Source organism: Thalassospira sp. SM2505, from assembly GCF_054901115.1.
Genome location: NZ_CM142731.1, coordinates 3,461,521 through 3,486,926, shown reverse-complemented (window position 1 = coordinate 3,486,926; position 25,406 = coordinate 3,461,521). Strand labels below are relative to the sequence as shown.

General features: G+C 54.2%; 28 protein-coding genes. 10 read left to right on the top strand and 18 right to left on the bottom strand.

All coding sequences use genetic code 11. From position 1 onward, the window contains the following. Window positions 1–2 precede the first annotated feature (2 nt). From ACTU44_RS16400 to ACTU44_RS16375, 6 genes are all read right to left on the bottom strand, one after another. Window positions 3–2,201 (bottom strand): hypothetical protein, encoded by a 2,199-nt coding sequence (locus tag ACTU44_RS16400; RefSeq protein WP_462095958.1) that lies wholly within the window; start codon window positions 2,199–2,201, stop codon window positions 3–5. A gap of 4 nt (window positions 2,202–2,205) precedes the next feature. Beyond that, window positions 2,206–3,303, bottom strand: a complete 1,098-nt coding sequence (locus ACTU44_RS16395) for a TraB/TrbI/VirB10 family type IV secretion system protein (protein WP_462095957.1) — start codon at window positions 3,301–3,303, stop codon at window positions 2,206–2,208. Continuing rightward, on the bottom strand, window positions 3,300–4,370 hold the full coding sequence (locus tag ACTU44_RS16390; protein WP_462095956.1) for a TrbG/VirB9 family P-type conjugative transfer protein: 1,071 nt from the start codon (window positions 4,368–4,370) through the stop codon (window positions 3,300–3,302). Before ACTU44_RS16390 ends, ACTU44_RS16395 begins: the two co-directional genes overlap by 4 nt. Next, entirely contained in the window at window positions 4,367–5,095 is a 729-nt protein-coding gene (locus ACTU44_RS16385) for a VirB8 family type IV secretion system protein (protein WP_462095955.1), read from the bottom strand. The genes ACTU44_RS16390 and ACTU44_RS16385 overlap by 4 nt, the downstream gene beginning before the upstream one ends. A 163-nt stretch (window positions 5,096–5,258) precedes the next feature. Beyond that, window positions 5,259–5,552, bottom strand: a complete 294-nt coding sequence (locus ACTU44_RS16380) for a hypothetical protein (protein WP_462095954.1) — start codon at window positions 5,550–5,552, stop codon at window positions 5,259–5,261. Then, complete coding sequence (locus ACTU44_RS16375; protein WP_462095953.1) at window positions 5,549–6,670, bottom strand: hypothetical protein; 1,122 nt, start codon at window positions 6,668–6,670, stop codon at window positions 5,549–5,551. The genes ACTU44_RS16380 and ACTU44_RS16375 overlap by 4 nt, the downstream gene beginning before the upstream one ends. Before the next feature lie 85 nt (window positions 6,671–6,755). Between ACTU44_RS16375 and ACTU44_RS16370 the strand changes: the two genes are divergently transcribed. Continuing rightward, on the top strand, window positions 6,756–7,133 hold the full coding sequence (locus ACTU44_RS16370; protein ID WP_462095952.1) for a hypothetical protein: 378 nt from the start codon (window positions 6,756–6,758) through the stop codon (window positions 7,131–7,133). A 12-nt stretch (window positions 7,134–7,145) separates the two neighbouring features. Further along, window positions 7,146–7,565 (top strand): hypothetical protein, encoded by a 420-nt coding sequence (locus ACTU44_RS16365; protein ID WP_462095951.1) that lies wholly within the window; start codon window positions 7,146–7,148, stop codon window positions 7,563–7,565. Window positions 7,566–7,576: 11 nt separating this feature from the next. Here ACTU44_RS16365 and ACTU44_RS16360 read toward each other — a convergent pair whose 3' ends face one another. Genes ACTU44_RS16360 through ACTU44_RS16320 form a run of 9 tightly spaced genes read right to left on the bottom strand, consistent with a single transcriptional unit; the run spans window position 7,577 to window position 13,388 of the window. Continuing rightward, the gene (locus tag ACTU44_RS16360; protein WP_462095950.1) at window positions 7,577–8,428 is read right to left on the bottom strand and encodes a hypothetical protein; all 852 of its coding nucleotides are present in this window, start codon (window positions 8,426–8,428) and stop codon (window positions 7,577–7,579) included. Continuing rightward, window positions 8,425–8,607 (bottom strand): hypothetical protein, encoded by a 183-nt coding sequence (locus tag ACTU44_RS16355; RefSeq protein WP_462095949.1) that lies wholly within the window; start codon window positions 8,605–8,607, stop codon window positions 8,425–8,427. The genes ACTU44_RS16360 and ACTU44_RS16355 overlap by 4 nt, the downstream gene beginning before the upstream one ends. Then, window positions 8,589–10,979, bottom strand: a complete 2,391-nt coding sequence (locus ACTU44_RS16350) for a VirB4 family type IV secretion system protein (protein ID WP_462095948.1) — start codon at window positions 10,977–10,979, stop codon at window positions 8,589–8,591. The genes ACTU44_RS16355 and ACTU44_RS16350 overlap by 19 nt, the downstream gene beginning before the upstream one ends. Continuing rightward, window positions 10,976–11,275 carry a hypothetical protein gene (locus ACTU44_RS16345; protein ID WP_462095947.1) on the bottom strand — a complete coding sequence of 100 codons (300 nt, stop codon included), beginning with the start codon at window positions 11,273–11,275 and terminating at the stop codon, window positions 10,976–10,978. Before ACTU44_RS16345 ends, ACTU44_RS16350 begins: the two co-directional genes overlap by 4 nt. Then, window positions 11,272–11,586 (bottom strand): TrbC/VirB2 family protein, encoded by a 315-nt coding sequence (locus tag ACTU44_RS16340; RefSeq protein ID WP_462095946.1) that lies wholly within the window; start codon window positions 11,584–11,586, stop codon window positions 11,272–11,274. The genes ACTU44_RS16345 and ACTU44_RS16340 overlap by 4 nt, the downstream gene beginning before the upstream one ends. 18 nt (window positions 11,587–11,604) lie before the next feature. Next, window positions 11,605–12,045 (bottom strand): hypothetical protein, encoded by a 441-nt coding sequence (locus tag ACTU44_RS16335; protein ID WP_462095945.1) that lies wholly within the window; start codon window positions 12,043–12,045, stop codon window positions 11,605–11,607. Further along, window positions 12,045–12,788, bottom strand: a complete 744-nt coding sequence (locus ACTU44_RS16330; protein WP_462095944.1) for a P-loop NTPase family protein — start codon at window positions 12,786–12,788, stop codon at window positions 12,045–12,047. Before ACTU44_RS16330 ends, ACTU44_RS16335 begins: the two co-directional genes overlap by 1 nt. Beyond that, window positions 12,775–13,011 carry a helix-turn-helix transcriptional regulator gene (locus tag ACTU44_RS16325; RefSeq protein WP_462095943.1) on the bottom strand — a complete coding sequence of 79 codons (237 nt, stop codon included), beginning with the start codon at window positions 13,009–13,011 and terminating at the stop codon, window positions 12,775–12,777. Before ACTU44_RS16325 ends, ACTU44_RS16330 begins: the two co-directional genes overlap by 14 nt. After that, the gene (locus ACTU44_RS16320) at window positions 13,008–13,388 is read right to left on the bottom strand and encodes a hypothetical protein (RefSeq protein WP_462095942.1); all 381 of its coding nucleotides are present in this window, start codon (window positions 13,386–13,388) and stop codon (window positions 13,008–13,010) included. Before ACTU44_RS16320 ends, ACTU44_RS16325 begins: the two co-directional genes overlap by 4 nt. 613 nt (window positions 13,389–14,001) lie before the next feature. Here ACTU44_RS16320 and ACTU44_RS16315 point away from each other — a divergent pair. From ACTU44_RS16315 to ACTU44_RS16305, 3 genes are read left to right on the top strand one after another with little or no spacing between them, the layout of a single operon-like run. Then, window positions 14,002–14,844, top strand: coding sequence for a ParA family protein (locus ACTU44_RS16315; protein WP_462095941.1), 843 nt, complete (start codon window positions 14,002–14,004; stop codon window positions 14,842–14,844). 1 nt (window position 14,845) lies between these two features. After that, the gene (locus ACTU44_RS16310) at window positions 14,846–15,349 is read left to right on the top strand and encodes a hypothetical protein (protein WP_462095940.1); all 504 of its coding nucleotides are present in this window, start codon (window positions 14,846–14,848) and stop codon (window positions 15,347–15,349) included. A 3-nt stretch (window positions 15,350–15,352) separates the two neighbouring features. Further along, complete coding sequence (locus tag ACTU44_RS16305) at window positions 15,353–16,093, top strand: hypothetical protein (protein WP_462095939.1); 741 nt, start codon at window positions 15,353–15,355, stop codon at window positions 16,091–16,093. Window positions 16,094–16,199: 106 nt separating this feature from the next. On the opposite strand, the gene katG is transcribed toward ACTU44_RS16305, so the two are convergent. Beyond that, window positions 16,200–18,383 carry a catalase/peroxidase HPI gene (katG, locus tag ACTU44_RS16300; protein WP_462095938.1) on the bottom strand — a complete coding sequence of 728 codons (2,184 nt, stop codon included), beginning with the start codon at window positions 18,381–18,383 and terminating at the stop codon, window positions 16,200–16,202. 489 nt (window positions 18,384–18,872) lie between these two features. Between katG and ACTU44_RS16295 the strand changes: the two genes are divergently transcribed. Both ACTU44_RS16295 and ACTU44_RS16290 read left to right on the top strand, forming a co-directional pair. Continuing rightward, complete coding sequence (locus ACTU44_RS16295) at window positions 18,873–19,844, top strand: 2-dehydro-3-deoxygalactonokinase (protein WP_462095937.1); 972 nt, start codon at window positions 18,873–18,875, stop codon at window positions 19,842–19,844. A gap of 4 nt (window positions 19,845–19,848) precedes the next feature. Then, complete coding sequence (locus ACTU44_RS16290; protein ID WP_462095936.1) at window positions 19,849–20,508, top strand: 2-dehydro-3-deoxy-6-phosphogalactonate aldolase; 660 nt, start codon at window positions 19,849–19,851, stop codon at window positions 20,506–20,508. A 78-nt stretch (window positions 20,509–20,586) separates the two neighbouring features. Here the strand turns inward: ACTU44_RS16290 and ACTU44_RS16285 are convergent, their stop codons facing one another. After that, the gene (locus tag ACTU44_RS16285) at window positions 20,587–22,230 is read right to left on the bottom strand and encodes an inverse autotransporter beta domain-containing protein (protein WP_462095935.1); all 1,644 of its coding nucleotides are present in this window, start codon (window positions 22,228–22,230) and stop codon (window positions 20,587–20,589) included. Between the two features lie 301 nt (window positions 22,231–22,531). On the opposite strand from ACTU44_RS16285, the gene ACTU44_RS16280 reads away from it, so the two are divergent. From ACTU44_RS16280 to ACTU44_RS16270, 3 genes are all read left to right on the top strand, one after another. Then, complete coding sequence (locus tag ACTU44_RS16280; protein WP_336082428.1) at window positions 22,532–23,311, top strand: SDR family oxidoreductase; 780 nt, start codon at window positions 22,532–22,534, stop codon at window positions 23,309–23,311. Between the two features lie 150 nt (window positions 23,312–23,461). Next, window positions 23,462–23,737 carry a GIY-YIG nuclease family protein gene (locus ACTU44_RS16275; RefSeq protein WP_114098446.1) on the top strand — a complete coding sequence of 92 codons (276 nt, stop codon included), beginning with the start codon at window positions 23,462–23,464 and terminating at the stop codon, window positions 23,735–23,737. Between the two features lie 116 nt (window positions 23,738–23,853). Next, a complete protein-coding gene (locus ACTU44_RS16270; protein ID WP_462095934.1) occupies window positions 23,854–24,201 on the top strand; it encodes a hypothetical protein in 348 nt (115 codons plus the stop codon). 75 nt (window positions 24,202–24,276) lie between these two features. On the opposite strand, the gene ACTU44_RS16265 is transcribed toward ACTU44_RS16270, so the two are convergent. Continuing rightward, window positions 24,277–25,380 carry an ABC transporter substrate-binding protein gene (locus ACTU44_RS16265; protein WP_114098444.1) on the bottom strand — a complete coding sequence of 368 codons (1,104 nt, stop codon included), beginning with the start codon at window positions 25,378–25,380 and terminating at the stop codon, window positions 24,277–24,279. Window positions 25,381–25,406: the final 26 nt, after the last annotated feature.

The window sequence follows — 25,406 nt, the reverse complement described above, 5'->3', positions numbered from 1 at the left end:
GGTTACCACCCCCATGACGCTTCGAAGTTAGCGCGTACAGATCCGGGAATAGAAGACGGATACGACGGCCAAGAATTGGTGCTGCCACAAATTTGATAAAGCTGTGAAGCAGGTCGATCATAGTCGTTGTCCATTTTTTGAACGGTATTGCGATGCGTTCCGGTTTTGGAAGAACTAGAAATCACTTCCTCGTCCGTTCTACGGGAAACGGTCTTTGTCGCAGTTACGGTACGAACTGAGTCACAATTGTAGTATCTGGCCCAACCGGTTCGGCATTCACCACGTGAGTCACACGACGTATGGCTGAAGCGACCGCCAGTGTAATAGGCTGTGCGGGAGTAGGATGGACTGCTTTCGTTCCAGACTACGGATGAAATGCAGTCACTTCCCTGATTCAGAGATTCCGCGTCGCCGACCGTTTGGGAATAGGTTGACCCGTCAGGACGTGTGTAACTGTCAACCAGATCCTGTCCTGCAAACTTGGTGCATTCTTCAAACCAGACTTCACCATTGATCTTGGGTGCTTGGCCTTCATAGACATAAACGGTCTGTGGTTCGCCCGGCAGAACTTCACTGGTCTTGATGTTATAACGCCCTTTCGGCGTGCCTTCGATATAGACCGTGGTCAGGCGATAGGCGAATAGCTGGTCATCATGGTTCTGCCAGCCGGTGGTCTCGACATGGTGGGGATAGGCAACCTCACTGTCCTGGCATTCGGTGACATATTGCGGAATGCCATCTAGCAGATAGTAAAACCGCTCACGGCCATAGCTGGTGCCAGCCGCGAGATCGTGGTTCCAGAGTGACGGATTGTCACAGCCATCAATCGTAGATTGGATGGCAATATTGGTGCTGTCGGGTTTGCATTCGGTGATGAATTGCTCAACCCCGTTGACCACGATCTGCTTGCGGCTCTGGCGGGTAACCGTCCCGGCTTCCTGACTGATGATCGGTGCGCAGACTTCCTGACCGGCGGCGTTCTTGTAAACTGTTTCGTGAGGGTATTCCGTGCCATTGTCCGAGCAGGCATCGGCCTGCCAGGTGGTGCCGTTCAGCTCATAGATATGGCGACCGGTCTGATAGGAGCGACCAGCGGCAAAATCATGCCGGATTGAACAGCCATCTGTGACAGAGACCAGCGGAACCGGGGCAATTTCTTCGGACGGTTCGCAGCTGCGGACCTGGACTTCATTGTTGCTCGCATTGACATACACGAGGGACGCCTGCGGAACGGCCATCATCTCGTTATAGTCAAGATAGACCGAGCAGGCCGAGGTCTTCTCGGTGATGTCAAAGACCTTGTCTTCATCCTTCAGACAGTCAGTAACTTCCTGCCGGTTGCCGCCGCCATCGGTGTAATAAAGCAGGTACTGCGCGACTGCCTGACGGGTTTCCATATCGACGGTGTCGCCGCAAACCGAGTAGCTGCGATCCAGAGGATAGCGATCAGCCCCATCTTCGCATGTTCCAGATGTCACATTGCCGTCTTCGGTGGTTTCGACACGGCTTTGCTGGACGGCAACAAGCTGGGCCAGATCAACCCGGATGTTGCAGCCTTCCGTTGTGACACGCACGGTCGGTGTGCTGGTATCTTCCTCTACATCAAGGGCTGATGGTGTCGAATACCCGGCGGCATCGGCATTCTTTGAGGCGTTCGATCCGACAGTGTTTGAGGCGCCGGTATCGGCTTCAGCGCTTTCAGTTTCCTTCTCTTCCTTGTCGTCCTCTTCTTCGACATCATTCAAACGCTGTAGAGCGGCAAGCAGAGTTTCCTGATCGCCCTCAATGGTGACAGGCGAAGCTGGATCAAGCTCGGGACTGTCCATATTAAACTGCGCCACAAAATCGTTTGAATCGAGTGGCTCGGATTTGCCGTCTTTTTCAACGCCGGTCAGCACCAATTGCGCGATCAAATTATCCTCAAAAGTGACATAGCGGGCATAAGCCTTGGCGGTAACACCTTCGGTCAGTTTGGGAGGCGCACCAGGGACGTCGACCAAGCCAAGATCAATGGCCATCGGCTCATTCTCAGACACGGCGGTCCGGGTTTTGGCGCGGGTGACGATATTCACCTTGCGCACCATTTCCTCGATGCCTGGTTCTACTTGCGATGAGGTGGTCTCTGGCTCGGCCAACTGCGCCAGTGCCGGAGACACCAGACAGGATGACAGGAGCAAACACCAAAGCGTTCGTTTGTTCATGCTTCTACTCCACATTTGCGATGTACCAGTCCGTTGCCGGACGGATCTGAAGGCGGGTGCCTTGGGGGATGGTGATGATGGGTTGCAGTGAAAGCGTCTCTTCAAGGACGCTGGCGCTGATTTCGCCAAAGCGGGTCGAGAGTTCCTCGGCGGCTTTCTCAGCCGCCGCAGTTGCGACTTCGCCGTCGCTTTCTTCTGATTTTGTGGTGGCGGCGGCATAGCGAACAGCCGTCGAAATCCCGGTCAGCATGAAGGCGGTGCCATAACGTTCCCAGAAACGACGGTCCACGTCGCCAGCAGCGCCTTGGCGGCCCTGAATGTCGCTGATCGGGGAGGCAAGTTGGCGGATCTCGGCACGATGTCCGGCAATCAGGATCCGTTCACAGGCAATCGACAGGCGCGAGCTGCCCATGTCCTTGGGTGGATCATAATTACAGATCAGTCGGGACCCTTTGGGGATCAGGACATTGCGCCCGTGATAGCCATAGACATCACGCGCCGACTGGACGATCACGGTGCCGGTCGCCTCACCGCCAACCTGACTGTTGATCCCGGTCTCAAGGATGACGGTGATGTAACGATCCGCCGTGATGATCCGGCTGTTATCGACCGGTAGGGTCGAGGTGCGGCGCGGGCCCTCATAATCCGCCTTGTCGTTTTCACCGACGGGCAGGTCGAGCGGATCCATGGCCGCAGGTGCGCTCATGCCGGGCAGGGCATTATTGCGCGAAAAAACGGCCATCTCATCAGACTGCCATGCCGGAGTACCCCAGTTTGACGACAGGGAAACGCGATGTTGCCAGGCGGCTTCCAATGCCGTGCGATAGGGATCTGGTGCGGGTGGTTCGGAAACCGGTTCAGGCTGTTGCACGGGTTCGGGTGCCGGAGCTGGATTTGGTTCCGGTTCCGGTTTTGCTTCCTTGATGATGATTGGTGGCATCAAAGGGGCAGGCGCTGCCGGTGCTGGCGGCGGCGGGGCTGGAAGGGCCCAGACTGACGGATCATCAGCGGGCAAGGTTGGCGGTTCATTGACGACCGGTTCGGTACAGACACCCCCAAAGGTCAGGCCGAGCACCAGTGCAACATCACAAAATGCACTCATGCGCCTTCCCCGGTATATTCAACACAGAGGAAGCTCTTGCCGCTCTTGAGCGTGATTAGCGGACGGGTACTTTCGATGATGTAGGTCTCACCCTGCACACGGGTATTGACCAGCTCATCTATGCCATCAACCACCACATAGGCAGTTGGCAGTTCGATATCCTTCCAGCGCTTGCCAAAGCGGATATAGGTGAAGTGGTCATCCCGAAAGACTGTTTCCGGGCGGAGTGTTTCATCGCCCCAGAGATCATATTCACCCCAGCCATGCAGGGTGTTCGGATCGAAAGGGGATTGCGCAACAAAGTCGCCAGTTGGTGTGCCGGGGTTGGTGTCACTCAGCCCAGCAACTGCATTGTCAATGGCCGCAGACTTGTTGCCAAGCCCTGGAACAGACATCGCCGGAAGGCTGGCTTTACCTATGTCGTCAAAGCCAGCAACCGCCGGATCCTCATCGATCTGCACAGATCCCTCGATACGGACAACGAGATCGGGGACATTGACCGAGTTGAAGCTCTCTGCCCTCAGATAGAACGGATAAACAGCACCGGACTTGCCATAGACGACCAGCGATGTGTCATAGCCGTAACCACTTGGACGCACCGCAAGACGGCGCTCGCCGCGTGGTTTGACAGAAAACCCGCCATCATCGCCAAGATCGACAGCTTCGATGATCTCGCCGCGTGGCAGCTCAAGCACCGTGACCATGAATTCGCGGGTGCGGATCTTGTAGGTACAATCATCACAGAGATCAGTCGCGTAAACCGCATCGCTCGGATCGGCCTCATCCCAAACGTCTTGAACCTGTCCGCTGGTACGCGGACGGCTCATTGCGTTGAAATAGCCCTCATTCTGATCACGGGCCTGATCGACCACACTATCGGGCACCGGCATGGCTGGTGTGGATTGTTGCGGAGCGGTTTGCGCACCAGAGAATGGTTGCTGTGATTGTCCTGGCATGGGTGGGCGTGCGGCGGTTTGCGCATTAGCCTGCTGATAGCCAAGGATGAGGACGGCCAGAATCAGGCTGCCAAAGACGAGATGGAAAACAAGATTGATCAGGCGTTTCATGACGCGCCTCTTTCTCTAAGCACCATGTCGAGCACGGTGACGCCAAAAGGATTGGTGTATTTGTCGGCTTCTGAGACGTTCTGCGGGCGGGTGGCCAGCGTCAGGTAAGCGCGCAAGGCTTTGCGCGAAATCTCTTTGCCGCGACGATGGTCGATCTGGATGAAATCGACCGCGTATTTATGGTCTGACGACAAGGTGGCGATGGGATCGATGGAGACGATCCGCACTTCGCGCTCGATGCCTTTTTCAAGGGCCTCGGTGATCAGGCCACTATCGATCCGCTCGCGCTTGAAGCGTTCCCAGAAGCTGGCATCAGACAGTCTGGATGCTTCGCGCTGGCGTTCTTGCTGCGTGACCGGATCGATCTCGTTGGTGATCAGGACAAAACGTTTTGCCTGGGCTTCAAGGAAGACTTCAAAACCTTCGACCTTCTTGCTAACCGGTTCGACAACATAAGTGCGGTCATCCGGGCCATAGGTCCGAACCAAGGCAATCTCGGTTTCCTTGAGCGGTACGAGATGCGCGACGGTTTGCACCAGAACCACGACGCCAGCGCCAAGCACGATGTTGGTCCCGGCAGAAAGGCGCAGCATCCAGGCGAGCCTGCGATGGCTGGCCTGAAAGCTGAACGGATCTGCAGCAACGGTGGCTTTGTGCGTTGAGGTGGTTTTGACCATCGACTTGCGCCCGTTATCGCGTTTGCCGATGCGCCCTAGCCAAGCCATGAGAAACCCTCGCCATTGAACTCAACCGGATCGCAGACACAGGGGCTGAGTTTCATTTCGTCGGTTCCGGTCCCGTCCTTTGGGATCTCGCGGTCTTTTGAAACGGAGGCGCAGCCTGACAGGAGAACAACAAGGCAAAGCATCGGCAGGAGGTGTTTGGGGATCAGGCGCATGGCAGCGATCCTTTCTGGTTGGTGGCAGTTGGTGAGGATGACGCGCCCAAGCCAATAACAAGTCTGGCAAGGGCAAGGACGATGGAGAGGCCGATCCAGATGTGAACGGCACTGCGCATCAAACCGGCCAACTGGTCTGCATCGACTTCGCGGAGAGCCATGACGAAGACGATCAGGCTTTCGGGCGAAAACATGCCGATCAGAACAAGCAGCCAGAGTGCGATGAGGGGAAAAACGGCGATGATGAGGAACACATCACGCAGGAATTTCTTGAGCCGGTTCATGACTTGCCTCCCCGATCAAAGGTCGGTGTCTTGAGGCGTTCCATGACAGCATTCTTGGCAGCAAAGAGACTGTCTTTTGCCGCGCCTGCAGCTCCAACCGGATTGCGGGCGGCTCCTGCTCCATAGAGAACGGCATCGAGGGCTGCAGAAGCGCCACCAGGTGCATGTTTTTTCGCAGCCTTCGCAAGAGAGAGGCCTGTTGCGGTCATGCCAGCTGTAATGACGGCAGCGGCCTGATTGGTGAGTTGGGATCCGGCAATCGAGTTGGCCATGCCGGTGGCCTCAGCCATGAAGGCTGTGCCCATCCAGCCAAGCACGATAGCGACCCAAAGCGCGGGATTATTGATCGAGGTAATCTCGCGCACATTTTCGGTATTATGGATTTCAAGCGCGGCAGCACCGTAAAGACACAGGGCAAGTGCCAGCGTTGAGCCAAATAGCACCATGAAGGCGGCAAAGACGGTTCTGACCCCCGTGATTGCCATGCCGCGTCCCCAGCCAAACCCGACGGCAAGCATCAGGATCGGAGAAAGGGCTGAAAACATCATCACGCGGAAGATGCTGACAACAACCTGGCTGAAATAGACAATGATCAGGATGATGTAAGGCAGGGCGAGCAGGACGCCGTAGACCCCGGCCATCAGATTGCCGAGCGAGATCGACGCCCAGATTTCAAAGGCGATGCGGAGTACACTCATCAAGCCACGTTCGGCGACGTAAACCAGTTGTGCCATGCCGCCCAGAGCAGAGGCTTCGCTTGGGATTTTTGCGCTGGCAATGCCACCTTCCATACCGGCAGACAGAACGACGCCAGCAGCACTGCCCATCGTTGATAAAGCCATCTGATAGATGGAATTTACGAGAGTGGGCCCTTGCCCGCCGAGCAGCAGACCGGCTATAATGATGAACGCGAATTCATGAGCGAATCCAACCAGATCGCCCTTGCCCATGATCATCTTGCCGCCATGAATGACGATCCATAGACCAACGACGGAGAGATAGATGAACCACATGGGTTCGAGCAGCACGGTGCTCAGGTTCTGGGTGAAACTGTTTGCCAGATCGACATATTCCGTCACTACGTCGCATGTCAGGCAAGTGATGTCGTAGTCATTCATCGCCGTATTCCTTTTGGTTCTTGGGGGAACTGCTAGCGCGCAGATTTATTCCCAGAAGTCTGACTACTTGGACTGGGAGTACGCGGTGTCTCTTTGGACAAGTTACGACCGCGCAGAAGCTGTCGCTGAATGGGATCTTGTGATGCCCGCGTATGAAGCGAACAAAGCTCTCGTTTCTGGCTCGCGTGAGGAAATTCTTGAGAGCCTCGCGAAGCATCCAGAAGGAGAGTTGATCAAACGTGGACACGATCTGCATCGTGTCTATGAGGTTTGGAAACACGTCTATCGTGCTGTAACCTACAAGGACAAAGCCTTTGCCTGGAACGAATGGAAAGCCGGTGCGTCGTGCTGGGTAATGGAGCAGCGCAATGTTTTCACGCATTCGTGTCGCGATCTTCCTGATTGGCGCACGAAAAATGACGTGAAGCGGGACAACGCAATATTCGCCGAAACACATCAGTAGAGAGTGAATACGATGATTGAGTTCGTCCTTTACGGCGTCTGCATAACAGGGCTTCTTTTTCTCAGCATTTTCATAACGAACGCATGGAACAAAAAAACTCCCCTGCGGATATTCATTGCAGCATCGATTTTTACCGGAGGCATTTATGTCGGACATCTTTACCCGTTTGTTCCGGTCATATTTCTCGTTGTGCTTTTGCTCTACGGCCTTGGAAAAATTAAGAACGGTGCGGATCTCAAGGGTGAGAATGTAAGAGCCCCAAAATCCAAAAAAGGCGATGCAAGGACGGACAAGAAAAATGCCGTTCCGATAACCGGCTCTCACGTTACGGAGGCAATACTGTTCGACGGAGACCCAATTCGCATCAAGCGAGCACGGAAGATCAAAAAGACCTTTGGTCACTATCCTTGGTACACGGGCGGGGATTTGTAATTTCTGGACGATCATTCTGCGTCCTCCCCACCTTCACGCTGCTGGGGCGGCAGGTATTGTAGCAACATAGTCGACTGGATTTTGACCAGTTGCGCCATCAACTGCTGTTGCTGAACCTGCTGGCGGTTTGACATCGCCATCCATTTGGCAATAGCCATCAGAAGACGCTTCATATCCGCCGCACCGTTGGTGCCAGCTTCAAGCTCTTCAATAGCCTGCTGAATTTCTTTTGCACTTTGAACGGTCAGATCGCTCTGGGCCAATCCGGTTGTAACGGCATCTTTGGCCAGTTCTTCACGTCTGGCTTCGACCATGGCGCGGGCTTGCTGCTGGGCCTGCCATTTGGCTTTGTTGACCGGGTGATCCGGATTGGACCAGACACCGCTGCCGGAACCTGAACCATTGTTGCTACCGGCAAACTCGCTGCCTTCCGGGAAAGTCCAGGTCGAAGGATCGTTCGGATCAAACCAAAGCGACTTGCGATAGATGCTGCGACCCTCGCAGATGCTAAAGAAGTCGAGATCATCAAGGTTCATGCCTGGCATCAAACCGGACAGATCCGGCGTCAGACATTGAATGTCGCGCATGATCCGGTTGGTGAGCTTCTGCATGTTCAGCACGGGCAGGGTGATCTGCCCCATGGCCCCGATGGCATCAATCGTGCCCTGAGCCTGAGCGCTCAGTTTGGTCAGCCATTCGGTATGTTGCTTGAGCTGATCAATCTGCTTTTGCATTTTGCTGAGCTGCTCGCCCAGTTTGGCAATGGCGGACACATCGATCACCGGATAGGTGGCGTAGGCAATTGCCGGGGTTGCCAGAACAATCCCGAAAGCAAGAGCGACAGAACGAAGACGCTTGTTCATGATCGATCTCCTGCCAGAAGAAGAACAAGCATGACGATCAGGACAACACTGGTTGCGAGCGGCCAATGCATCATCGCAATCAGGCCGACAGCACCAACGAGGCTGGTTACAGCCATCATTAAAAGGGATTGTTTGATCATGTCCGGGTGATCGCAGTTGCTTACAGATGGCTTGGCCATGCGTCCCCCCATTTGCGTTGAATGGTGGCCAGATCGTTATTGGCATCCGGCCCGGAACGGTAAAACCGTGCAGCATCGCCAAGCGGTGTCAGATCGACATCGAGAATGGCGCTTTCCTCAAATCCGCTGGCCTCGTCGCGCTTGATGATCAGCACCCGCCGATCATTCTTCTTGCGAGATCGGGTGCGGCCCTGGACAAACAGCTTTTGCTCTTCATTGAGATTGAACGGTTTGAGGCTTTCTTCCGTGACCTTGGAGTTCGGGAAGAAGATCATGGTGGCGGTGTTTTCGATGATCGCTTCAGCGGCCCCGGTTTTGCCAAGGCCCGCCGGATCCTGAAACGCCATGCCAACTGCACCGCCAAGCTTGCGGTATTCGCGATACATCTCAGCACCGAGATCCCGGAAGCCGGGGTTGGAAAGTAACTTGGCCGCCTCATCAATGAAGATGACAAAGCCGCCATTGCGTCCGGCAACCGATTTACTGATCGCCTCTGAGATATGACCAACCACTGGCCCGCCGAGAGCCGGGTCGGCCAGCGCCTCGTTCATATTGATGCCAACCATGTGCGACTGGTTCAGAAGGCCGCCGAGGCTGTCATGCGGTGCGTTGAAGATGTGGCTCCGAAGGCCTGTATTGCCCTTATCATCCGTCACCCACTGCGCAAAGGCGCGACGAAGCGCAGAGCGACGGGCAAAGGCAAAGGGATAGATGGCATTCAATGTGCGATGAGGCGGTTCAATCTGGAATGCCAGATCGACGGCATGATTAAGCGCATCGATGTCACCGTCTTCGAGATCTATTCCGGCAAGTGACTTGAGGATCGCATAGACACGTTCGCGGTTCTTTGGCGTGTCGTCACCAACATCCAGAGGATTGAGCGATAGTCCGTCATAGGCTTGGTAAAGACCGCCCATGGCTTCGACCATGAAGCGCGTGCCTTCTTTGGAATCAAAGATGTAGGACCGCACATTCTCAAACTTCGCAAGACCGCCCATGAGATGCATGATCAGGGTGGATTTACCGACCCCGGAGGGTGCAAAGACTAGAAAGTTTCCAAGCGAGAACGGTTTGTTGACCACCTGAAACTGGAATGCATAGGACTGCCCGGTTGGTGTTTTAAACCAGCGCACTGGTGCCGGGCCGAACTGGCTGGCCAACATGCCGGTTGCGGAATGGGGCAAAGCCCAAAGGGCCGCGATGTTCTGATCGCGCAGATCCAGCGGGGCCATAAACTGACTACCAGGCAATCTGATCTTGCGTTTGGAAACGACAGGCAAGCGATTAAACCAGCAAACCGGTGCGCCCTTGGTTTGAACGGCATAGCCGATCCGTTTGTTGCCAAGGATTTCTGTGATCTCGCGGATCAGGGTATTGAGTTTTTCCTCGGTTTCGGCGCGTGGAATGATCTGAAACTGCGTGGCAAAGAGGGCTGTTTTTCCTTCGGCCAGAAGATCCAGAAGCGTTGATACTTCCGCCGCTGCCGCTGGGTTGCCAAACCATGAATTAGACTCACCTGCCATACGGCGCTTATTGACCAGCATCGCCTGGTCGCTGCCCCACGGATCACAGATCTGGCAGATCTCGATATCGCCCTGCAGGGCAAGGATCTCGCCGATCAGATGGCCCGACACCGTTTCCGGCCAGAGTGTAACGGTAATGACCTTTTGGAACTGTCGGGCCGGAACATGGGTTGTGATGGTGCCGGTTACCTTGTCGCAATGAAGGTCAGATGCCGGAAGGTTTGCAGACAAGTTGTGACTGGTTGCCGGAAGGTCACGGCGATAATCGCCGCTGACCAATCCATTGAGAAACCCGGTAAGCAGACAAGGCTGATCGTCATCAGAGCGAGTAAGAAGCTCTGGACGGTACTCCGACAGAATGGCGGGGATTTTCTCCTCGGTATCCAGCAACGGCTGCATGGTCTGAGCCGTCGCCATCAGATACCAGTCGATGAAATAGCTTGATTTATATTGTCGTGCTTCTGCAGTCCCGATTTCATCAAGCACACTATTGGGCCAGTTCGCGTGAGCGGTAATCTCACGCTGGCGTTTGACTGCGAACAACCGAACAGTGACTGACCGTTTGCCAAGCTCTTGCAGCAGAGACTGGCGACCGAGCAACAAGGTTTGTTGCTCGCTCTCGATACGGGCGTCATAGCTGGTCCCTTGCAGGTGCCAGATACGCGACAGCGATCCGTCCTTGCCACGCACGGTGACACCATCAACTGGATCAATCCCGTCGAGCTCCAACTCGTCTTGCAGCCAGTCTTGTTCAATATCCCCGAGAAGCAAGCGACGGCCAGCCGGAACGACCAGTCCGCCTGCCATACCAGTCACAAGACCGGTGGTGATCACGTCAGCCCAGATCATTTGTGCCCTCCCGTGGTCAGGAGGCGCTCGGCTTTGCGGCTGCCCCAAAACATCGGGGCAACCAGCAGGTCGCGGTCATAGTTAGGATTGATCCGCTGATGTTTGACGAGATAGACCCATGCACCGACAAAGCCCACGATCCCGCCTGGAATAACCAGGGCAGGAAAGTCGAACACGACGGGCAGGACAAAACCCAGAACGCCAACGAGACCGGCAACAAGCAGAAGCGAGATCGGCAAACCGATCAGCGTCATCTGGCGCTGGACCTGAATGAGAACAGCACTGGCGGCTTTCATTTGAGAACCCCCAGAAGACCCGATGCAATGGCCGGTCCGGCAGTAACCAGGATGCCGCCAATCACCATCATGATGCCGCGCTGCGGATCCAGCCTGCCGGTAAAGGCTCCCCAACCACCATAGACGACCAAGCCAAGACCAAGCGCGATGGCGAAGATTTTGCCAAAGCCTTCGGCCAGAAGTTCAAGGAAGGCGACAACCGGATCCCACCAGTTGCCACCTGTAGCGCCTTGTGCGAAGGCCGGTTCGGTCATGGCCAATGTGGCGAGGCCTGTAATAACTGCGATTTTGAAAAGGTTGCGTTTGTCCATGGTGTGTTTCCCTTGTCGTCAAATCGTCAAAACAGTGAGGACGCCCAGCGTGAAGACGACGGCGACCAGATTGAGAGCGGTGAGGATGGAGATCAGCTTGACCATCTTGCGAAAGCGGTCCTGGGCCGTATCGGCAAGGCGGGCGGCTTCCTGCATGGCAGACAGACGTTCCCGCACGGCATCGGTCAGGGCTTCATTCTTGAAGTCCTCAATGGCGGCGGTCACATCGTTGGTGAAGGTTTCAGCCTGTGCTTGAATGATCTCGGACAGGGTCCGGTTATGCTGATCAATCAGGCGGCGATGTTCGTCGAGCACGACCTTGTGGATGGTGTAGATCATGAGCACCGGGTCACCGTCCTCGACGGTGACCTGATGAACTTTCCACAAATGGGTGCGCAGCTCTTCGATGCTGTCCATGGTCAGGGGCGGCGGAGGAGCCTCATCAAGAACGCTGGCCATTACAGCACCGCCTGTTCCATGGAGGCCCCAATGCTGCGCCAGGTCATCATCAGGCGCTGGCGCGACATCAGGGGAAAGTCTGCATGGCTGCCTGCTTCATCGAAGGTCAGGCGGGCACGCATCATTTGCTCGATATCGTGGCCAAAGGTTTCTTTGCGGACTTCGGGCAAACGGACCAGCGCGTGAATGCGGCTCTTGTTCTTTTTATAAAGTCCGGAATGCTCGAAGCTCTCGACTTCGCCCGATGCGTTCTTGCGTTCGATCCGCCCGAAATACTCATTGAGCCAAACGACAACGGGAATATCGGGAACACTCTGCAGAACGTGATGGAGCCCCTCCATCGTGTCATTCAGCGCCTGCCCACCGGTTAGCACGGTATGAAGGCGAACTTCATGACCGGCATCGGCCAGCATCTGCAGAGCCTGGGCTTCGACCATATAGCCAAGCAGCGGCAGGAAGGTGCTAGCACCATTATCGATCACGACAACGCCGTCTTCCGGGCCGGTCATGATCTGTTCGATCAGGGCATCGAAATAGCGCGGGTTGATCTCGTCGGGACGTTCACCCAGGCGAATGGTTTCGACGGGGAAAGCCTTGTATCCGGCAAAGGTCTGGTTGACGGGATCGGTGTCAAAGCAATGAAGCGGGGTTTCGCGTTTGAGGTAATGCTGTGCGAGCAGGCTTGCGACAAACGACTTGCCGACCCCGCCCTTGCCCTGAAGGGTAAGATTAATCAACGCCATCGGCGATAACTCCATCTGAAATGATAATTTTGATGCCCAGCACATGGGCGAGGCGGAACACGAGGGCTGCAGATAAATCCGTCCTGCCAGCCTCAAAATCTCGATAGGTGCGTTCGCACACGCCGATACATTCACCTGCCCCAGCTTGGGTGAGGTGTTGGCTCTCGCGGGCTTGCCGCAGGCGGGTGTGAAGGATGAGGTAGTCTGATTGCCAGGAGCTCATTGCGAAGCCTCCGTCTCGTCGGAGGCATCGTCTTCTGGGTCATCTCCGCCCCACAGGCGATCAAGCGCGGCCTGTTCTTTCGCCTTGAGCGTTGGCAAATAACTGGCGGCTTGAGTGTTGCTTGGCGATACGGTGTGTGTGGGGGTGGCAGAGGACTGGCCGGGTGCTTTTGCAGGCACTTGGGTTTTGGGTGTGGTACGCCCAGAACGCAGTTGTTTTACCCGGTCATAGAACGACCGGCGGGACATCGTGATACGTCCCGAAGCACTAAGTTCTTCGTAGATTGTTCGGACCAGAACGCCTTGCTCAATCTTGCCGAGAATTTCATCTCGCAAAGCAAGGATTTCGATCTTGGCCTGACCCCATTCTGCGGGCATTGGCGCGCTCCTTGTCATAAGCGTTAACCACTTGACAAGGATCGGAAATGTATGGTCTCAATTCTGTGTCAGAGGTGCAGACAGCGTCTGTCTCTCGATCATCAGAATTGGGCAACAATGAGTGCCCCCGCAACCAATAAAAAAGGCGGTCCCTTACGGGGCCGCTTTTTTTATTTGTCGCCGGGGCTGTGGATCTGAACCTCGCAAACAGGCCATAGCCTGTTTGCTTAAGGTTCTTTGCGGAGGCCAAAGGCCGGAGCTGAGCGAGCAAAGCGAGCGCTAATCCTGCCCCCGCAACCAAAACGAACAAACCCCGCCATTGGCGGGGTTTTGTCGTTTTAGTCTTGGGTCAGTATTAGAACCAGCAACCTTCTTTTGTTCTGCGCCTTCTCTTAATTGATGTTTTCGAGGGAACCGTGCACCCTATGGATGCACGTAAGGGCTGAAAGTTCCCGACAACGAATGAGATAAGACTTAAAAGTACAACTTAGCTTTTCGGAGATGTAACAGGGCTATTTAAAATTTTGACGGATATCTGTGTTCTATTTAAAATTGACAAATCGGTCTTTTAGAAACAGTGTCTTCTTATGGTTATTTTTTGAGTTGTGAGCTGATGAAAACTATCTGTTTTGTGAATATGAAAGGTGGAGTTGGTAAGACAACGCTTGCATTGAATGTTGCAGATTGTCTTGCTCGAAGTCATGGGAAAAAAGTAGCAGTTGTTGACGTTGATCCTCAATTTAACGCCACTCAGTGTTTGCTTTCGGGCCCGGCATACATGGAATTGTTAAAAAATGAAGCAGATACTGTTCTTGACCTTTTTGATACCTCTGAAAGATCACTTGCAAGCTCAGTTCGTGGAAGCGAAGAGCAGAAGTTAAAACGCCTAGATGATATTCAATTGCAAGAGTTGGATACCGTCTCTCTTTTGCCGGGAAATATTGACCTATATCGCTTAGAGATGACTACAGGCGAGGGGAGAGAGTTCGCTGTTAAGCGTTTTTTGGAGGATAATCTTGCGAAAAAAGATTTTGATTATGTTATCGTTGACACTCCCCCGACTCCATCGGTGTGGATGACCAGCGCATTAATTGCTTCGGATTATTTTGTGATACCGGTAAAGCCAGACCCGCTCTCTTTAATTGGGATTGATCTACTCAGAAATATTATAGGGAGACGGCGTCAAAGCTATAATCTTAACATCTCATGTTTGGGATTGGTCTTTACTCTGGTGGAGCGCCCGGATAGCGTTGTGTTTAGTCAGGCGAAAGCTAACATTCTTCAAAATCAGTATTGGAAGGGGTACTTACTCGAAGATTATATTCCTAAAAGAGCTGAGTTGGCAAAGAGACAGCTTAGTCAACCATTTATACTATCGATGGACGATTTCGAAATGAGAACGAAGTTAATTAATTTGGTTCGCAATTTGCTTATTAAAATGGGCGATGCATCTTAAGATGGCAAAAGTTAAGACAGATAATTTACAGCTTAAGCGCGCATCTATGGCGCTAGATGAATTGGTCTGGCTGTTGCGCAAAGTAGACGTTGAACAACTGCGAGAGGTTGCAGACCTGTTTCGTGATAATTTGTCTTCAAATAGCCAGAAAGACCGAATTAGACGTACCTATCAGTCTGGAAATGAGAATAAGGATTTCCTAATAGGAGTTCTTCCGAGACTTTTTCAAGATAAAGATTTGTTCCCGCAAAATGACGATATTTCGGAGTTTGCTAACGCAGCACTTGGCTTAGACATGAGCAGGGTGGGCAAGAGGTCTCGGTACGAAATTATAGGGAAGATTGTCGTTGAGATGTCTAACCTTAGTGATAGTCAGTTCGAGAGGGCGGCAAATGCACTAGAATCTTTAGTCGACAATAGCGAAGAATTGGAAAAAATGGTGAAGATTAAAAAAGCAGGCCATTTTTCTTGGAATGAAACCATTCAGAAGCTGATCGAAGGTTAGAGGTTGTCTAGGGTTGTTGATGACGATTTCGATGCTCTTATAGCATATTTGAGAGAGTTTTCCCTCGTTGGACTTTGTGATGCTAATGTCGCTTTGTCTGACATTAAGCAGTCACATCGAAACTACCTGCCATTCTTGCAGTTTTGGATACGTTTCCAAGAACTTGCAAAACAAAACAGGCTGGTTATTGAAGGTCATGTCATAGATGCGGAAATGGCCCAGTTTTCTCATCTTTCAGAGACTGTCTCAGATATAGGGAGTGGGTTTTTTTGTTGTATCCAAGGTGCATATAAACCAGCCCATATGTGCCTTAGGAGTAGTATAGAGAATTTCTTAAGGTTTGCTGCGGGTGTCACAAACAGTGCCGCCCTATCTACCAAAAATGTGTACGAACTTTTTGATCTGGCTAAGCAGGAGCCAGTGTTTTCTGACCTTACTGGGCAGCGATATTATGCGAAGCTAAAGTCAGAGTATTCTGAGTTATGTAAATTTACTCACACGGCTACAGAGATGCATATGGCTGGGGTCAGTGCATTGGATCATTTTCCCAAATTTGACCATGATGCATTCACGCTATGGAAGAGAAGCGCTGAGTCATGCATGAAGAGCATGGCAATACTGACTACGCGTGCGTTGCCTGCAATTTATTTGAGTGCCCATTTTTCCGCCCAAGAAATTTTGGAACGGATTTTGGGTAAACAGCAGACAGCATACCTTCTACAAGGTTTTGCTGAAAAAACTTGAAGCCACTGTTTGCTGTAAATCAAAACACCCCCAGCCTCTCGACCGGGGGTGTTCCTCTTTCAGAGCCCAAAAGCTCCAATCCAAATCACATTAGCGTCTTAGCGCCTCACGCCAGATCAAACCGATCCGCGTTCATGACCTTGGTCCAGGCGGCAACGAAGTCCGTAACGAACTTCTCTTTGTTGTCGTCCTGGGCATAGACCTCTGCATAGGCGCGCAGGATCGAGTTGGAACCGAAGACCAGATCGACGCGGGTGGCGGTCCATTTGGTTGCGCCGGTTTTGCGATCAACGATGTTGTAAAGGTTGTCGCCCGCCGGGTTCCAGCTATAGGCCATGTCGGTCAGATTGACGAAGAAGTCGTTGGTCAGCTTGCCAGCCTGATCGGTGAAGACACCGTGCCTGGTGCCGCCATGGTTGGTGTCAAGCGCACGCATGCCACCGACCAGGACGGTCATTTCCGGTGCGGTCAGGCCCATCAGCTGGGCACGGTCGAGCATCATTTCTTCCGGGCTGACAACATAGTCTTTCTTCACCCAGTTGCGGAAGCCATCCGCAAGCGGTTCGAGCACGTCAAACGATGCGGCATCGGTCATGTCGTCGGTGGCGTCACCACGGCCCGGAGCGAACGGCACGGTGATGTTGACACCGGCATCCCTGGCGGCCTTTTCAACCGCCGCAGTCCCACCAAGCACGATGAGGTCAGCGAGCGAGACTTTCTTGGCAAGGCCGGCCTGAATGCCTTCAAGGGTTTTGAGAACCTTGGCAAGGCGGGCGGGCTCATTGCCTTCCCAATCCTTCTGCGGGGCCAGACGGATGCGCGCCCCATTGGCACCACCACGCATATCCGAGCCGCGGAAGGTGCGCGCACTATCCCAGGCGGTGCTGATCAGCTCGGCACTGGTCAGGCCCGATGCCAGAAGCTTGGACTTGAGATCGGCGATTTCGGCATCCGACAGGCTATAGTCAACGGTCGGGATCGGGTCCTGCCAGATCAGGTCTTCTGCCGGAACGTCCGGGCCGAGATAACGGGATTTCGGACCGAGATCACGGTGGGTCAGCTTGAACCATGCACGGGCAAAGGTGTCAGAGAAATATTCCGGATCGGCGATGAATTTCTGGCAGATGGCATTGTAGGTCGGGTCAACCTTCATCGCCATATCGGCATCGGTCATGATCGGCATGCAACGGATTGACGGGTCTTCGACGTCAACCGGCATGTCTTCTTCCTTGATATCGATTGGCATCCACTGCCATGCGCCAGCCGGGCTTTTCTTAAGCTCCCACTCGTAGCCGAACAGCAGATCGAACCAGCCCATATCCCACTGGGTCGGGTTTTTGGTCCAGGCACCTTCGATGCCCGACACAACCGTATCACGGCCAATGCCGCGACCCTTGGTGTTCATCCAGCCCATGCCCTGTGCGGTGACATCGGCGGCTTCGGGTTCGGCGCTAAGGTTGGCGGCATCGCCATTGCCATGTGCCTTGCCGATGGTGTGACCACCGGCGGTCAGGGCGGCGGTTTCTTCGTCATTCATTGCCATACGGGCAAAGGTTTCACGCACCTGTGCGGCGGTTTTCATCGGGTCGGGCTGACCGTTGACGCCTTCGGGGTTCACATAGATCAGGCCCATCTGAACGGCCGAAAGCGGGTTTTCAAGGGTGTCGGGTTTGGAGACATCGCCGTAACGACCGTCACTTGGCGCCAGCCATTCCTTTTCAGCGCCCCAGTAAATGTCCTTTTCCGGGTGCCAGATGTCTTCACGGCCAAAGGCAAAGCCAAAGGTTTTCAGACCGGCAACTTCATAGGCAATGGTGCCTGAAAGGATCATCAGGTCGGCCCAGGAGATTTTGTTGCCATATTTCTTTTTGATCGGCCAGAGAAGGCGACGGCCCTTGTCGGTATTGACGTTATCGGGCCAGGAGTTCAGCGGTGCGAAACGCTGGTTGCCTGTGCCGCCGCCACCACGGCCATCGGCCAGACGGTAGGAACCTGCTGCGTGCCATGCAACGCGGGCAAACATGCCGACATAGCTGCCCCAGTCGGCCGGCCACCAGTCCTGGCTGTCTTTCATCAGGGCGCGGAGGTCATTTTTAAGCGCCTCGACATCAAGTTTTTTCAGCTCTTCGGCATAGTTGAAATCCTTGCCGAGCGGGTTAACCTTGGTGTCGTGCTGATGCAGAATGTCGAAATTCAGTGCGTTCGGCCACCAGTCGGTGACAGTGGTGCCCAGTGCGGTTTGACCGCCATGCATAACCGGACATTTCCCTGCAGTATGTTTTCCGTCCATTTCTCTCTCTCCGTAATGGCTGAGATGTTCTTAAAACAGCTCCTTGACCCGTATTGCCTTGCGCCAGAGGTCATGATGACAAGACAGCAAGTCCCGACCCGCTGTCTTGTATCGGCCTGTGGTTCGTATCCCTGAGGTTATGATTTAAACAAAACCCTTCTGAAGGCGCCAGTATTTCTACGTGAAGCTTTCATGTTGCAGATAATGTTCAACTCAGGGATAGCAACGCGCCGGGTCACAAAATCCGAAGTGACGGGTTTCCCCATCGCTCTGGATACCCTAACAAGCGGCACAATAATAGGTGAAATAGTTATTTTATGTATGTTTGATAGATTTTTCCGATTAATTGGGATGTTTTACGGAGAGCTCTGTGATTGACCGGGTTCCTTGCAAATAGTATGAGGATATAAAACCAGCGATGCGGTGTTTGACGGGTAAGGCAAACCGCTCCGTACAGCATCGCGAGAACAAAGATCAAAGGGCAGGGCGTTGACGGCTTCATCACATCATTTGGCTACCCCGACACAGGTGCCGGGCTGGATCGCAGTTGACTGGGGTACATCCAATCTGCGCGTCTGGGCACTGGATGATCGCGCGAACATCCTTGCAGAAACCCAAAGTCCGCTTGGCATGAATGCGATTGCAGGCGACGAGAAGCTTTCATTTGAAGGTGTTCTGATCGGCCTGATAGACGCTTGGTTGCCATCAGGCGCACGTGCGGTGCCGGTGGTGATATGCGGCATGGCCGGGGCCAGGCAGGGCTGGCTTGAGGCGCCCTATTGCGATGTACCGGCACGGCCGTCTGATCTTGCGCAAGGGGCAGTACAACCAAATGTGAGGGATCCTCGTATTTCGGTGTCGATCCTGCCGGGGCTGTGTCAGCGTGATGATGCCGATGTCATGCGTGGCGAGGAAACCCAGCTGGTCGGGTTTATGGATGCGCATCCGGGCTTTGCCGGGTGGGTCTGTTTGCCCGGGACCCATTCGAAATGGGCGCGGGTGTCAAACGGCGAGATCAGCGGTTTCCGTACCTATATGAGTGGCGAGGTCTTTGCGCTTCTATCGCAAAACTCGATCCTGCGTCATTCGGTCAAAGAGGGCTGGGATGACGGGGCCTTTGCCGATGCCGTGCGCGCGGCCAAGGTGCAACCGGCCAGTTTCCTGCACAGTCTTTTCACGGTACGCGCACGCGCCCTTGTTGCGCGCGACGGGGCGGCGGTTGCCCCCGGCGGTGCCGTGCTGTCGGGCACCGTCATCGGGGCGGAGATTGCCGATGTGCTGGGACTTTTGCAGCCGGGCGAGGAAATTGCACTTATTGGGGCAGGAAAGCTGGCATCGCTTTATCAGGCGGCCCTGGGCGTCCATGGTCATAAGGCCACCCCGATGGATGGCACCGCCATTACCCTTGCCGGTTTGACGCAAGCCTATCATACCTTAAAGACCGCATCAGAGAGGATCTAGGACCATGGCACCTTCATATGTTGCAGAACAAATCACGGATGCCGTCACGCCGGGAAAAAAACACCGTCGCCTGATTGCAATCCTGCGCGGGGTCAAGCCGAGCGAAGCTGTCGATATGGTGCGTGCGCTGGTTGATGCCGGGATCACCATGATCGAGGTGCCGCTGAACTCGCCCGAACCGCTTAAAAGCATTGCGGCGATGAAAGACGCCGTGGGGGATGCGGCGCTGATCGGGGCGGGCACGGTTTTGACCACGGATGACGTTGCCAATGTGAAGGCAGCGAACGGGGAATTTGTCGTATCGCCCAATTGCGACATTGAAGTGATCGCCAAGACCAAGGAACTTGGCATGGGATCATGGCCGGGTGTTTTGACGCCCACCGAATGCTTTGCCGCGATCAAGGCCGGGGCCGATGGCCTGAAAACCTTTCCGGCCAGCATCATCGGGGCAGAGGGAATCAAGGCCATGCGTGCGGTTTTGCCCGCTAACATGCCGGTCTATGCGGTAGGCGGTGTTGGGCCGGATGATTTTAGCGTCTATGCCAAGGCGGGCTGTGACGGGTTTGGTCTTGGGTCGGGGATCTATAAACCCGGTATGAGTGTTGCCGAGGTCTCGGATGCGGCGGTTAGGTATGTCAACGCACATGACGCAGTGTTTGGCTAAGACACTTACCGACTGAAAATGATTGCGCCCGGTGCGAGGATATCGCACCGGGCGCTTTTAATTTTGGTGCCCGTTTTCTTATGGACAGGTGGTGTTGTCGGTAAAGCTGACAGAACCGGTATTGGTGCCGGAAGTCACACAGTTCCCGGCATTTCTGGTATTGCCGGAACCTGACAGGTTTGTGACGTCCCTCACAAACAGTGATACAAGGTCGGTACTGTTGGATGCGGATACCGAGTTATTCGAGAATGTCACATTACTCGCGACGTTCATCATGGCGCCGCCAGCCGCGCGTTGGGACCCGCCGCCAATAGCACTTAATGTATTACCGGTAATTGTGACGTTGCTGGAGCCAGATTCAATAAAGATCGGTGTGGAAGAGTTACCGGTTGTGGAAGCGGTCAACGTGCTGTTTTTGATTGTGACATTCGATACACCTTTGACCAGAATGGTTGCGATGCCGTTTCCTCCGTTAGCGGTATTGCTAAGGGTGATGTTGTCCAGTGTACTGTTATTGGCCATCTGGATCAGGCTGGCCACCGAACTCGCGACCTGGCCAGTGCCCGAGATGGAGGCCGACCCCATTGTCACGGTCGCCGTGCGCCCGGATGGGGATTTCACAACCATTGTGCCGCTTCCCATCAATGTTTGACCGGATTGAAGTGTTATTTTGGCGCCGTTCATCCCCGTATAGTTGCCTTGCAGGATGACGGTCGAGTTTGCGCCTGCATTGGCAACGGCTGTTGCAAGGTTTGCCGTGGTCGTCGACGCGCTATCAATTACGGAAATTACACCCCCTGACATTGTAGTCACGCCGGTTTCAGCCGGGCCGAATGCACCAGACTGACTAACCACGTCGATGTCACGGATCACCGGGTCGGTCATGCGCTTTTCAATGGGGCTGAGGTTCTGGCGCAAAGTCTTGCGTTCGGAAAAGACCTGAAGCGGAATACGAAGGCGGAAACTTGCAAAGCTTTGCGTACCGCGCGGATCGTCATGCTGCACTTCGGCACCAAGGCTAAGACGCGAGCCCTGCCAAAGGAAAGGGACCTCGTCAAAGGTCAGGTCAAACCTTCCACGCGGACCGGCAATCATGCCTGCGCGGTCGTCAGAAAAGCGATATCCCCCGCCATAAAGGCGCAATTGCTGACCAGCATTCTCGTCAAAAAGCGGGGCGCGCCATCCGATTTCTGCATCAAACCCGCCAAGGGAGCGTTCCTCGCCGCCGCGGAAAATGATGGAAGCACCGGAAATAGTTGCGGTGCTCAGGCTATCTTCATCGTGGGATGTACGACCAACCGGAACATAGGCGTTGGCACGCAGGTCCCAGTCCATGGACAAGGCTTCGGCGCCGAAGGTGAGCTGATTGAACATGTTGCCCATGGGGCTTTTGCGGCGGTCGAAATATGTAATTCCGCCAAGGTTCCAACCACTGTCAAGCATATGACGGACGCCAAGGCCGAAGTTGCCTTCGCGGCTGTCATTGTCATCCATGCGAGCGCGCAGATTGGTGAAGAACAGTGTTTCGTCGTCTTGTGACAGGGGAATGAACAGGTCTGTTTCGCCAAGATTGCGATCTGTGCCTGCCTTGCCTTCAAGGTCGATATGCGGTCCCCATTTGGGGGCGGATAAATCCCGAGCAGCGACCGGATTGAGAATTCCGTCAGTTACCGTCAACGCAAGCCACGCGGTCAACAGACCACGGAGATAACCGAATTTCATTGTGAAGCCCTGCCCGAATGTCCCGGATAGACAACTGCGCTGTTCCGGTACGCTTATGATTTGTTTTTATGCTGTGTATTTACTTGAAAATTCCTCTAACTCAACTTTTAGTAATGTTCAACGATATTTTGATCGTCATGGGTTGTGTGTGCGGTACCTCACAGCGGGCGGAATACACCCAAACCGGTCTGTTTGATTGAACTGGAACAATCGTTTCCAAATCGTGGAAGGGCGTTTGACCCGACAGGGAAAGCCGGTCTACATTCCTGCCATTGTATGAATTCCAGAATGGGAGGATCCATTGGATCTGGGAATTAAGGGCCGCAAGGCGATTGTCTGTGCATCTTCCAAGGGACTTGGTCGTGGTTGCGCGATCAAGCTGGCCGAAGCGGGCGTTGATCTTGTGCTTAATGCGCGTTCCGAAGGGCCGCTTAATGAAACGGCGGAATATATCCGTGATACGTTTGGCGTGAATGTCACCACGGTTGCGTGTGACATCACGACCGAGGAAGGCCGTAACAAGGTTCTGGCCGCTGTTGATGCGCCCGATATCCTTGTCAATAATGCCGGTGGCCCGCCTCCGGGCATCTGGTCGGACTGGGGGCAGGCCGAATGGGAAGCGGCTGTTCAGTCGAACATGCTGACCCCGATCCTGTTGGCGACCGCCGTTCTGCCAGGCATGATTTCGCGCAAATGGGGCCGTATCGTTAATATCACGTCGGGTTCGGTCAAATCGCCGATCCCGCATCTTGGTCTTTCGAACGGTGCACGGGCTGGTCTGACCGGCTTTGTCGCGGGTACCTCGCGTCAGGTTGCCAAAGATGGCGTGATCATGAACAACCTGCTTCCGGGCCAGCACGATACCGATCGCATCAATGCGCTGATGACCAACAAGTCAAAGGCCGAGGGGATCAGCCTTGATGAAGCGCGCAGCAAAACCCAGGCCGGTCTTCCGACCGGGCGTTTTGGCGATCCGCTTGATTTCGGTGCGACCTGTGCCTTCATGTGCAGCGAACATGCGAAATTCATGGTCGGGCAGAATATTTTGCTCGATGGCGGAGCCTTCAACTCCACCCTTTAATTCGTCCCATGCCGGGCTGCAAACGACTGACTTCTGCGCTTTCGGTGCTCACGTACTTAAGTACGCTGTGCTCCGGTTCTCGAAGTCAGTCGTTTTCGCCACAGCATGAAACGAATTCATCTCCAAGTCGCAAGGCTCGGTATTTCGAAAATGGCGTCATTCACCTTTGTCTATGTGCTGCGCGAACTGGATTTTGATCCGGGTGAAAATGCGCGGGTGAAGGTGCCCCGGACTTATGTGGGATGGTCGACCGATGTCGAGGCGCGCCTTGAAACCCATAACAGCGGCAAAGGGGCCAAAAGTACCCGCGGGCGGCAGTGGGAACTGGTCTATGTCGAACGGTTCCGTACATTCGGGCAGGCGATGAGCCGGGAATGGCATCTCAAGCGGGATCGCAAATTGCGCAAGCAGCTGGCGGGTGGCTAAGACAACAAGCATTGCAATTGTTGCAACGGCATTGACCAAAACAGGGCTTGCATCATCGCGCCAAGTAACAGATATGTCCTTGCAAATAACGCATTGAAACCGGGGTGAAACCAGATATGGCATTCGTTCGCAAAAATCCGCTCAAACTCAATAATTTGCAGCTTCGTACCCTTGTGCTGGCACAGGTCATCGCCAAGGACCCGAATTCGGGCCGGATTGACGAAGCCAGTGGCGAAGCCGCGCTTTTGCGTGTACCGCATGCGCATGGTGATCACGTGCATGTCGGCCAGTTCACGGTGTCGGCCCGTGATGCCAGCGGTTTTGAAAACCCGGCTGTCTGGGTGGCGCTGGCCCGTAAAGGTCTGGTCAAGGATGGTTATCCGGCCAGCATCGTTCTGACCAAGGAAGGCATGGAATATGATACCGGCCTTGGCGATCATTTCCTTGAAGAAAGCGACCACTAGGTTTTGTTGCCTGCTGGTCTGCAATCAACAAAAGCCCTGCATTTGCAGGGCTTTTGTTTTGGGTGATGCGCGATTTCACTGTATGCGGATGAACTTCCCGTTCTCGATCACCACGAAATAGATGTTGCGGTTGCCATCGCCAAACTGGTCAAACATCAATTCCTGATGCAAACCGGTCTGAGGTGGCAAGGTGGTCATGGCGTTGGCAAGAGACTGGTCAGGATGCTTGGTGCTTAAAGCGGTAAACAGCATGGTTGCCGCGTCATAGGTCAGGACGGCGCTATAGCCGGGTTCGCGATCAAACATCAAGCTGTAGTCGGCGACGAATTTCTGAAAGCGCGGATTGGTGTCATAGCGGTCATAGGCCTGGATAAGTTCCATGCCCTCTACGGCATCGGCTCCGACTTCAATCAGGGAATCCGATCCGGCCCATTCGGCAGCGGAAAGGGGTATGTCCGCATTCAGTTTGCGGATTTCCCTTGCCATGGTGGCGCTGTCGCCACTGTTGGTGATCAGGACAATGGCATCGGGCGCATCTTCAAGAAGCCGGGATGCAGCATCAGCATGTGTACCGTTGTCATTATTGATCCAGACCTTGGAAATAACCCGCCCGTCAAGTTCGTCAAACTCCAACAGAAACTCGCGATACCAGCTGTCGGCGAATGCTTCGTTCTGGCCATCAAGGGCAAGCGATACGCGTTTGCGTCCAAGACTGATGCTGCGCTTGGCATAAGCACGCGCATTTTCCCGGGTCGTTGTGTTCATACGAAACAGATAATCACGAAATCCGGCAAATTCGGCCGCCGATATTGTGGGCGAAACCGTGACAATGCCAAGCTCGTTAATGACTGGAAGCATCGCCATCCCGATTGAACTGATGATCGGGCCGACAATGGCTTCAACGCCAAGTTCGCCGAATTCGCGGACAAATTTCTGTGCAAGTTCCGGGGATTTTTCATCATCACGGGGGATGATTTCAATCATTCTGCTATTGATGCCGCCCGAATTGTTGATCTGTTGGGCCGCAAGTTTCAGGGCATTAAGGGAATCTGTGCCGGTATCGGAACCCGGTCCGCTCAGTTGGGCAATAAAGCCTATCTTGATCGGGCCTGTCTGATCACAGGCAACGAGGAGGAAACACCCAAGAAAGATGGCAGAAAGCAATGAACGAGGCCGCATCTTGTTCCTTACTGCGTATGAAAAAC

Bases quoted from the DNA above. Each gene is read 5' to 3' on its own strand.
- ACTU44_RS16400 (WP_462095958.1), bottom strand. From the start codon at position 2,201: ATGAACAAACGAACGCTTTGGTGTTTGCTCCTGTCATCCTGTCTGGTG.
- ACTU44_RS16395 (WP_462095957.1), bottom strand. From the start codon at position 3,303: ATGAGTGCATTTTGTGATGTTGCACTGGTGCTCGGCCTGACCTTTGGG.
- ACTU44_RS16390 (WP_462095956.1), bottom strand. From the start codon at position 4,370: ATGAAACGCCTGATCAATCTTGTTTTCCATCTCGTCTTTGGCAGCCTG.
- ACTU44_RS16385 (WP_462095955.1), bottom strand. From the start codon at position 5,095: ATGGCTTGGCTAGGGCGCATCGGCAAACGCGATAACGGGCGCAAGTCG.
- ACTU44_RS16380 (WP_462095954.1), bottom strand. From the start codon at position 5,552: ATGAACCGGCTCAAGAAATTCCTGCGTGATGTGTTCCTCATCATCGCC.
- ACTU44_RS16375 (WP_462095953.1), bottom strand. From the start codon at position 6,670: ATGAATGACTACGACATCACTTGCCTGACATGCGACGTAGTGACGGAA.
- ACTU44_RS16365 (WP_462095951.1), top strand. From the start codon at position 7,146: ATGATTGAGTTCGTCCTTTACGGCGTCTGCATAACAGGGCTTCTTTTT.
- ACTU44_RS16360 (WP_462095950.1), bottom strand. From the start codon at position 8,428: ATGAACAAGCGTCTTCGTTCTGTCGCTCTTGCTTTCGGGATTGTTCTG.
- ACTU44_RS16355 (WP_462095949.1), bottom strand. From the start codon at position 8,607: ATGGCCAAGCCATCTGTAAGCAACTGCGATCACCCGGACATGATCAAA.
- ACTU44_RS16350 (WP_462095948.1), bottom strand. From the start codon at position 10,979: ATGATCTGGGCTGACGTGATCACCACCGGTCTTGTGACTGGTATGGCA.
- ACTU44_RS16345 (WP_462095947.1), bottom strand. From the start codon at position 11,275: ATGAAAGCCGCCAGTGCTGTTCTCATTCAGGTCCAGCGCCAGATGACG.
- ACTU44_RS16340 (WP_462095946.1), bottom strand. From the start codon at position 11,586: ATGGACAAACGCAACCTTTTCAAAATCGCAGTTATTACAGGCCTCGCC.
- ACTU44_RS16335 (WP_462095945.1), bottom strand. From the start codon at position 12,045: ATGGCCAGCGTTCTTGATGAGGCTCCTCCGCCGCCCCTGACCATGGAC.
- ACTU44_RS16330 (WP_462095944.1), bottom strand. From the start codon at position 12,788: ATGGCGTTGATTAATCTTACCCTTCAGGGCAAGGGCGGGGTCGGCAAG.
- ACTU44_RS16325 (WP_462095943.1), bottom strand. From the start codon at position 13,011: ATGAGCTCCTGGCAATCAGACTACCTCATCCTTCACACCCGCCTGCGG.
- ACTU44_RS16320 (WP_462095942.1), bottom strand. From the start codon at position 13,388: ATGCCCGCAGAATGGGGTCAGGCCAAGATCGAAATCCTTGCTTTGCGA.
- ACTU44_RS16315 (WP_462095941.1), top strand. From the start codon at position 14,002: ATGAAAACTATCTGTTTTGTGAATATGAAAGGTGGAGTTGGTAAGACA.
- ACTU44_RS16310 (WP_462095940.1), top strand. From the start codon at position 14,846: ATGGCAAAAGTTAAGACAGATAATTTACAGCTTAAGCGCGCATCTATG.
- katG (WP_462095938.1), bottom strand. From the start codon at position 18,383: ATGGACGGAAAACATACTGCAGGGAAATGTCCGGTTATGCATGGCGGT.
- ACTU44_RS16290 (WP_462095936.1), top strand. From the start codon at position 19,849: ATGGCACCTTCATATGTTGCAGAACAAATCACGGATGCCGTCACGCCG.
- ACTU44_RS16285 (WP_462095935.1), bottom strand. From the start codon at position 22,230: ATGAAATTCGGTTATCTCCGTGGTCTGTTGACCGCGTGGCTTGCGTTG.
- ACTU44_RS16275 (WP_114098446.1), top strand. From the start codon at position 23,462: ATGGCGTCATTCACCTTTGTCTATGTGCTGCGCGAACTGGATTTTGAT.
- ACTU44_RS16270 (WP_462095934.1), top strand. From the start codon at position 23,854: ATGGCATTCGTTCGCAAAAATCCGCTCAAACTCAATAATTTGCAGCTT.
- ACTU44_RS16265 (WP_114098444.1), bottom strand. From the start codon at position 25,380: ATGCGGCCTCGTTCATTGCTTTCTGCCATCTTTCTTGGGTGTTTCCTC.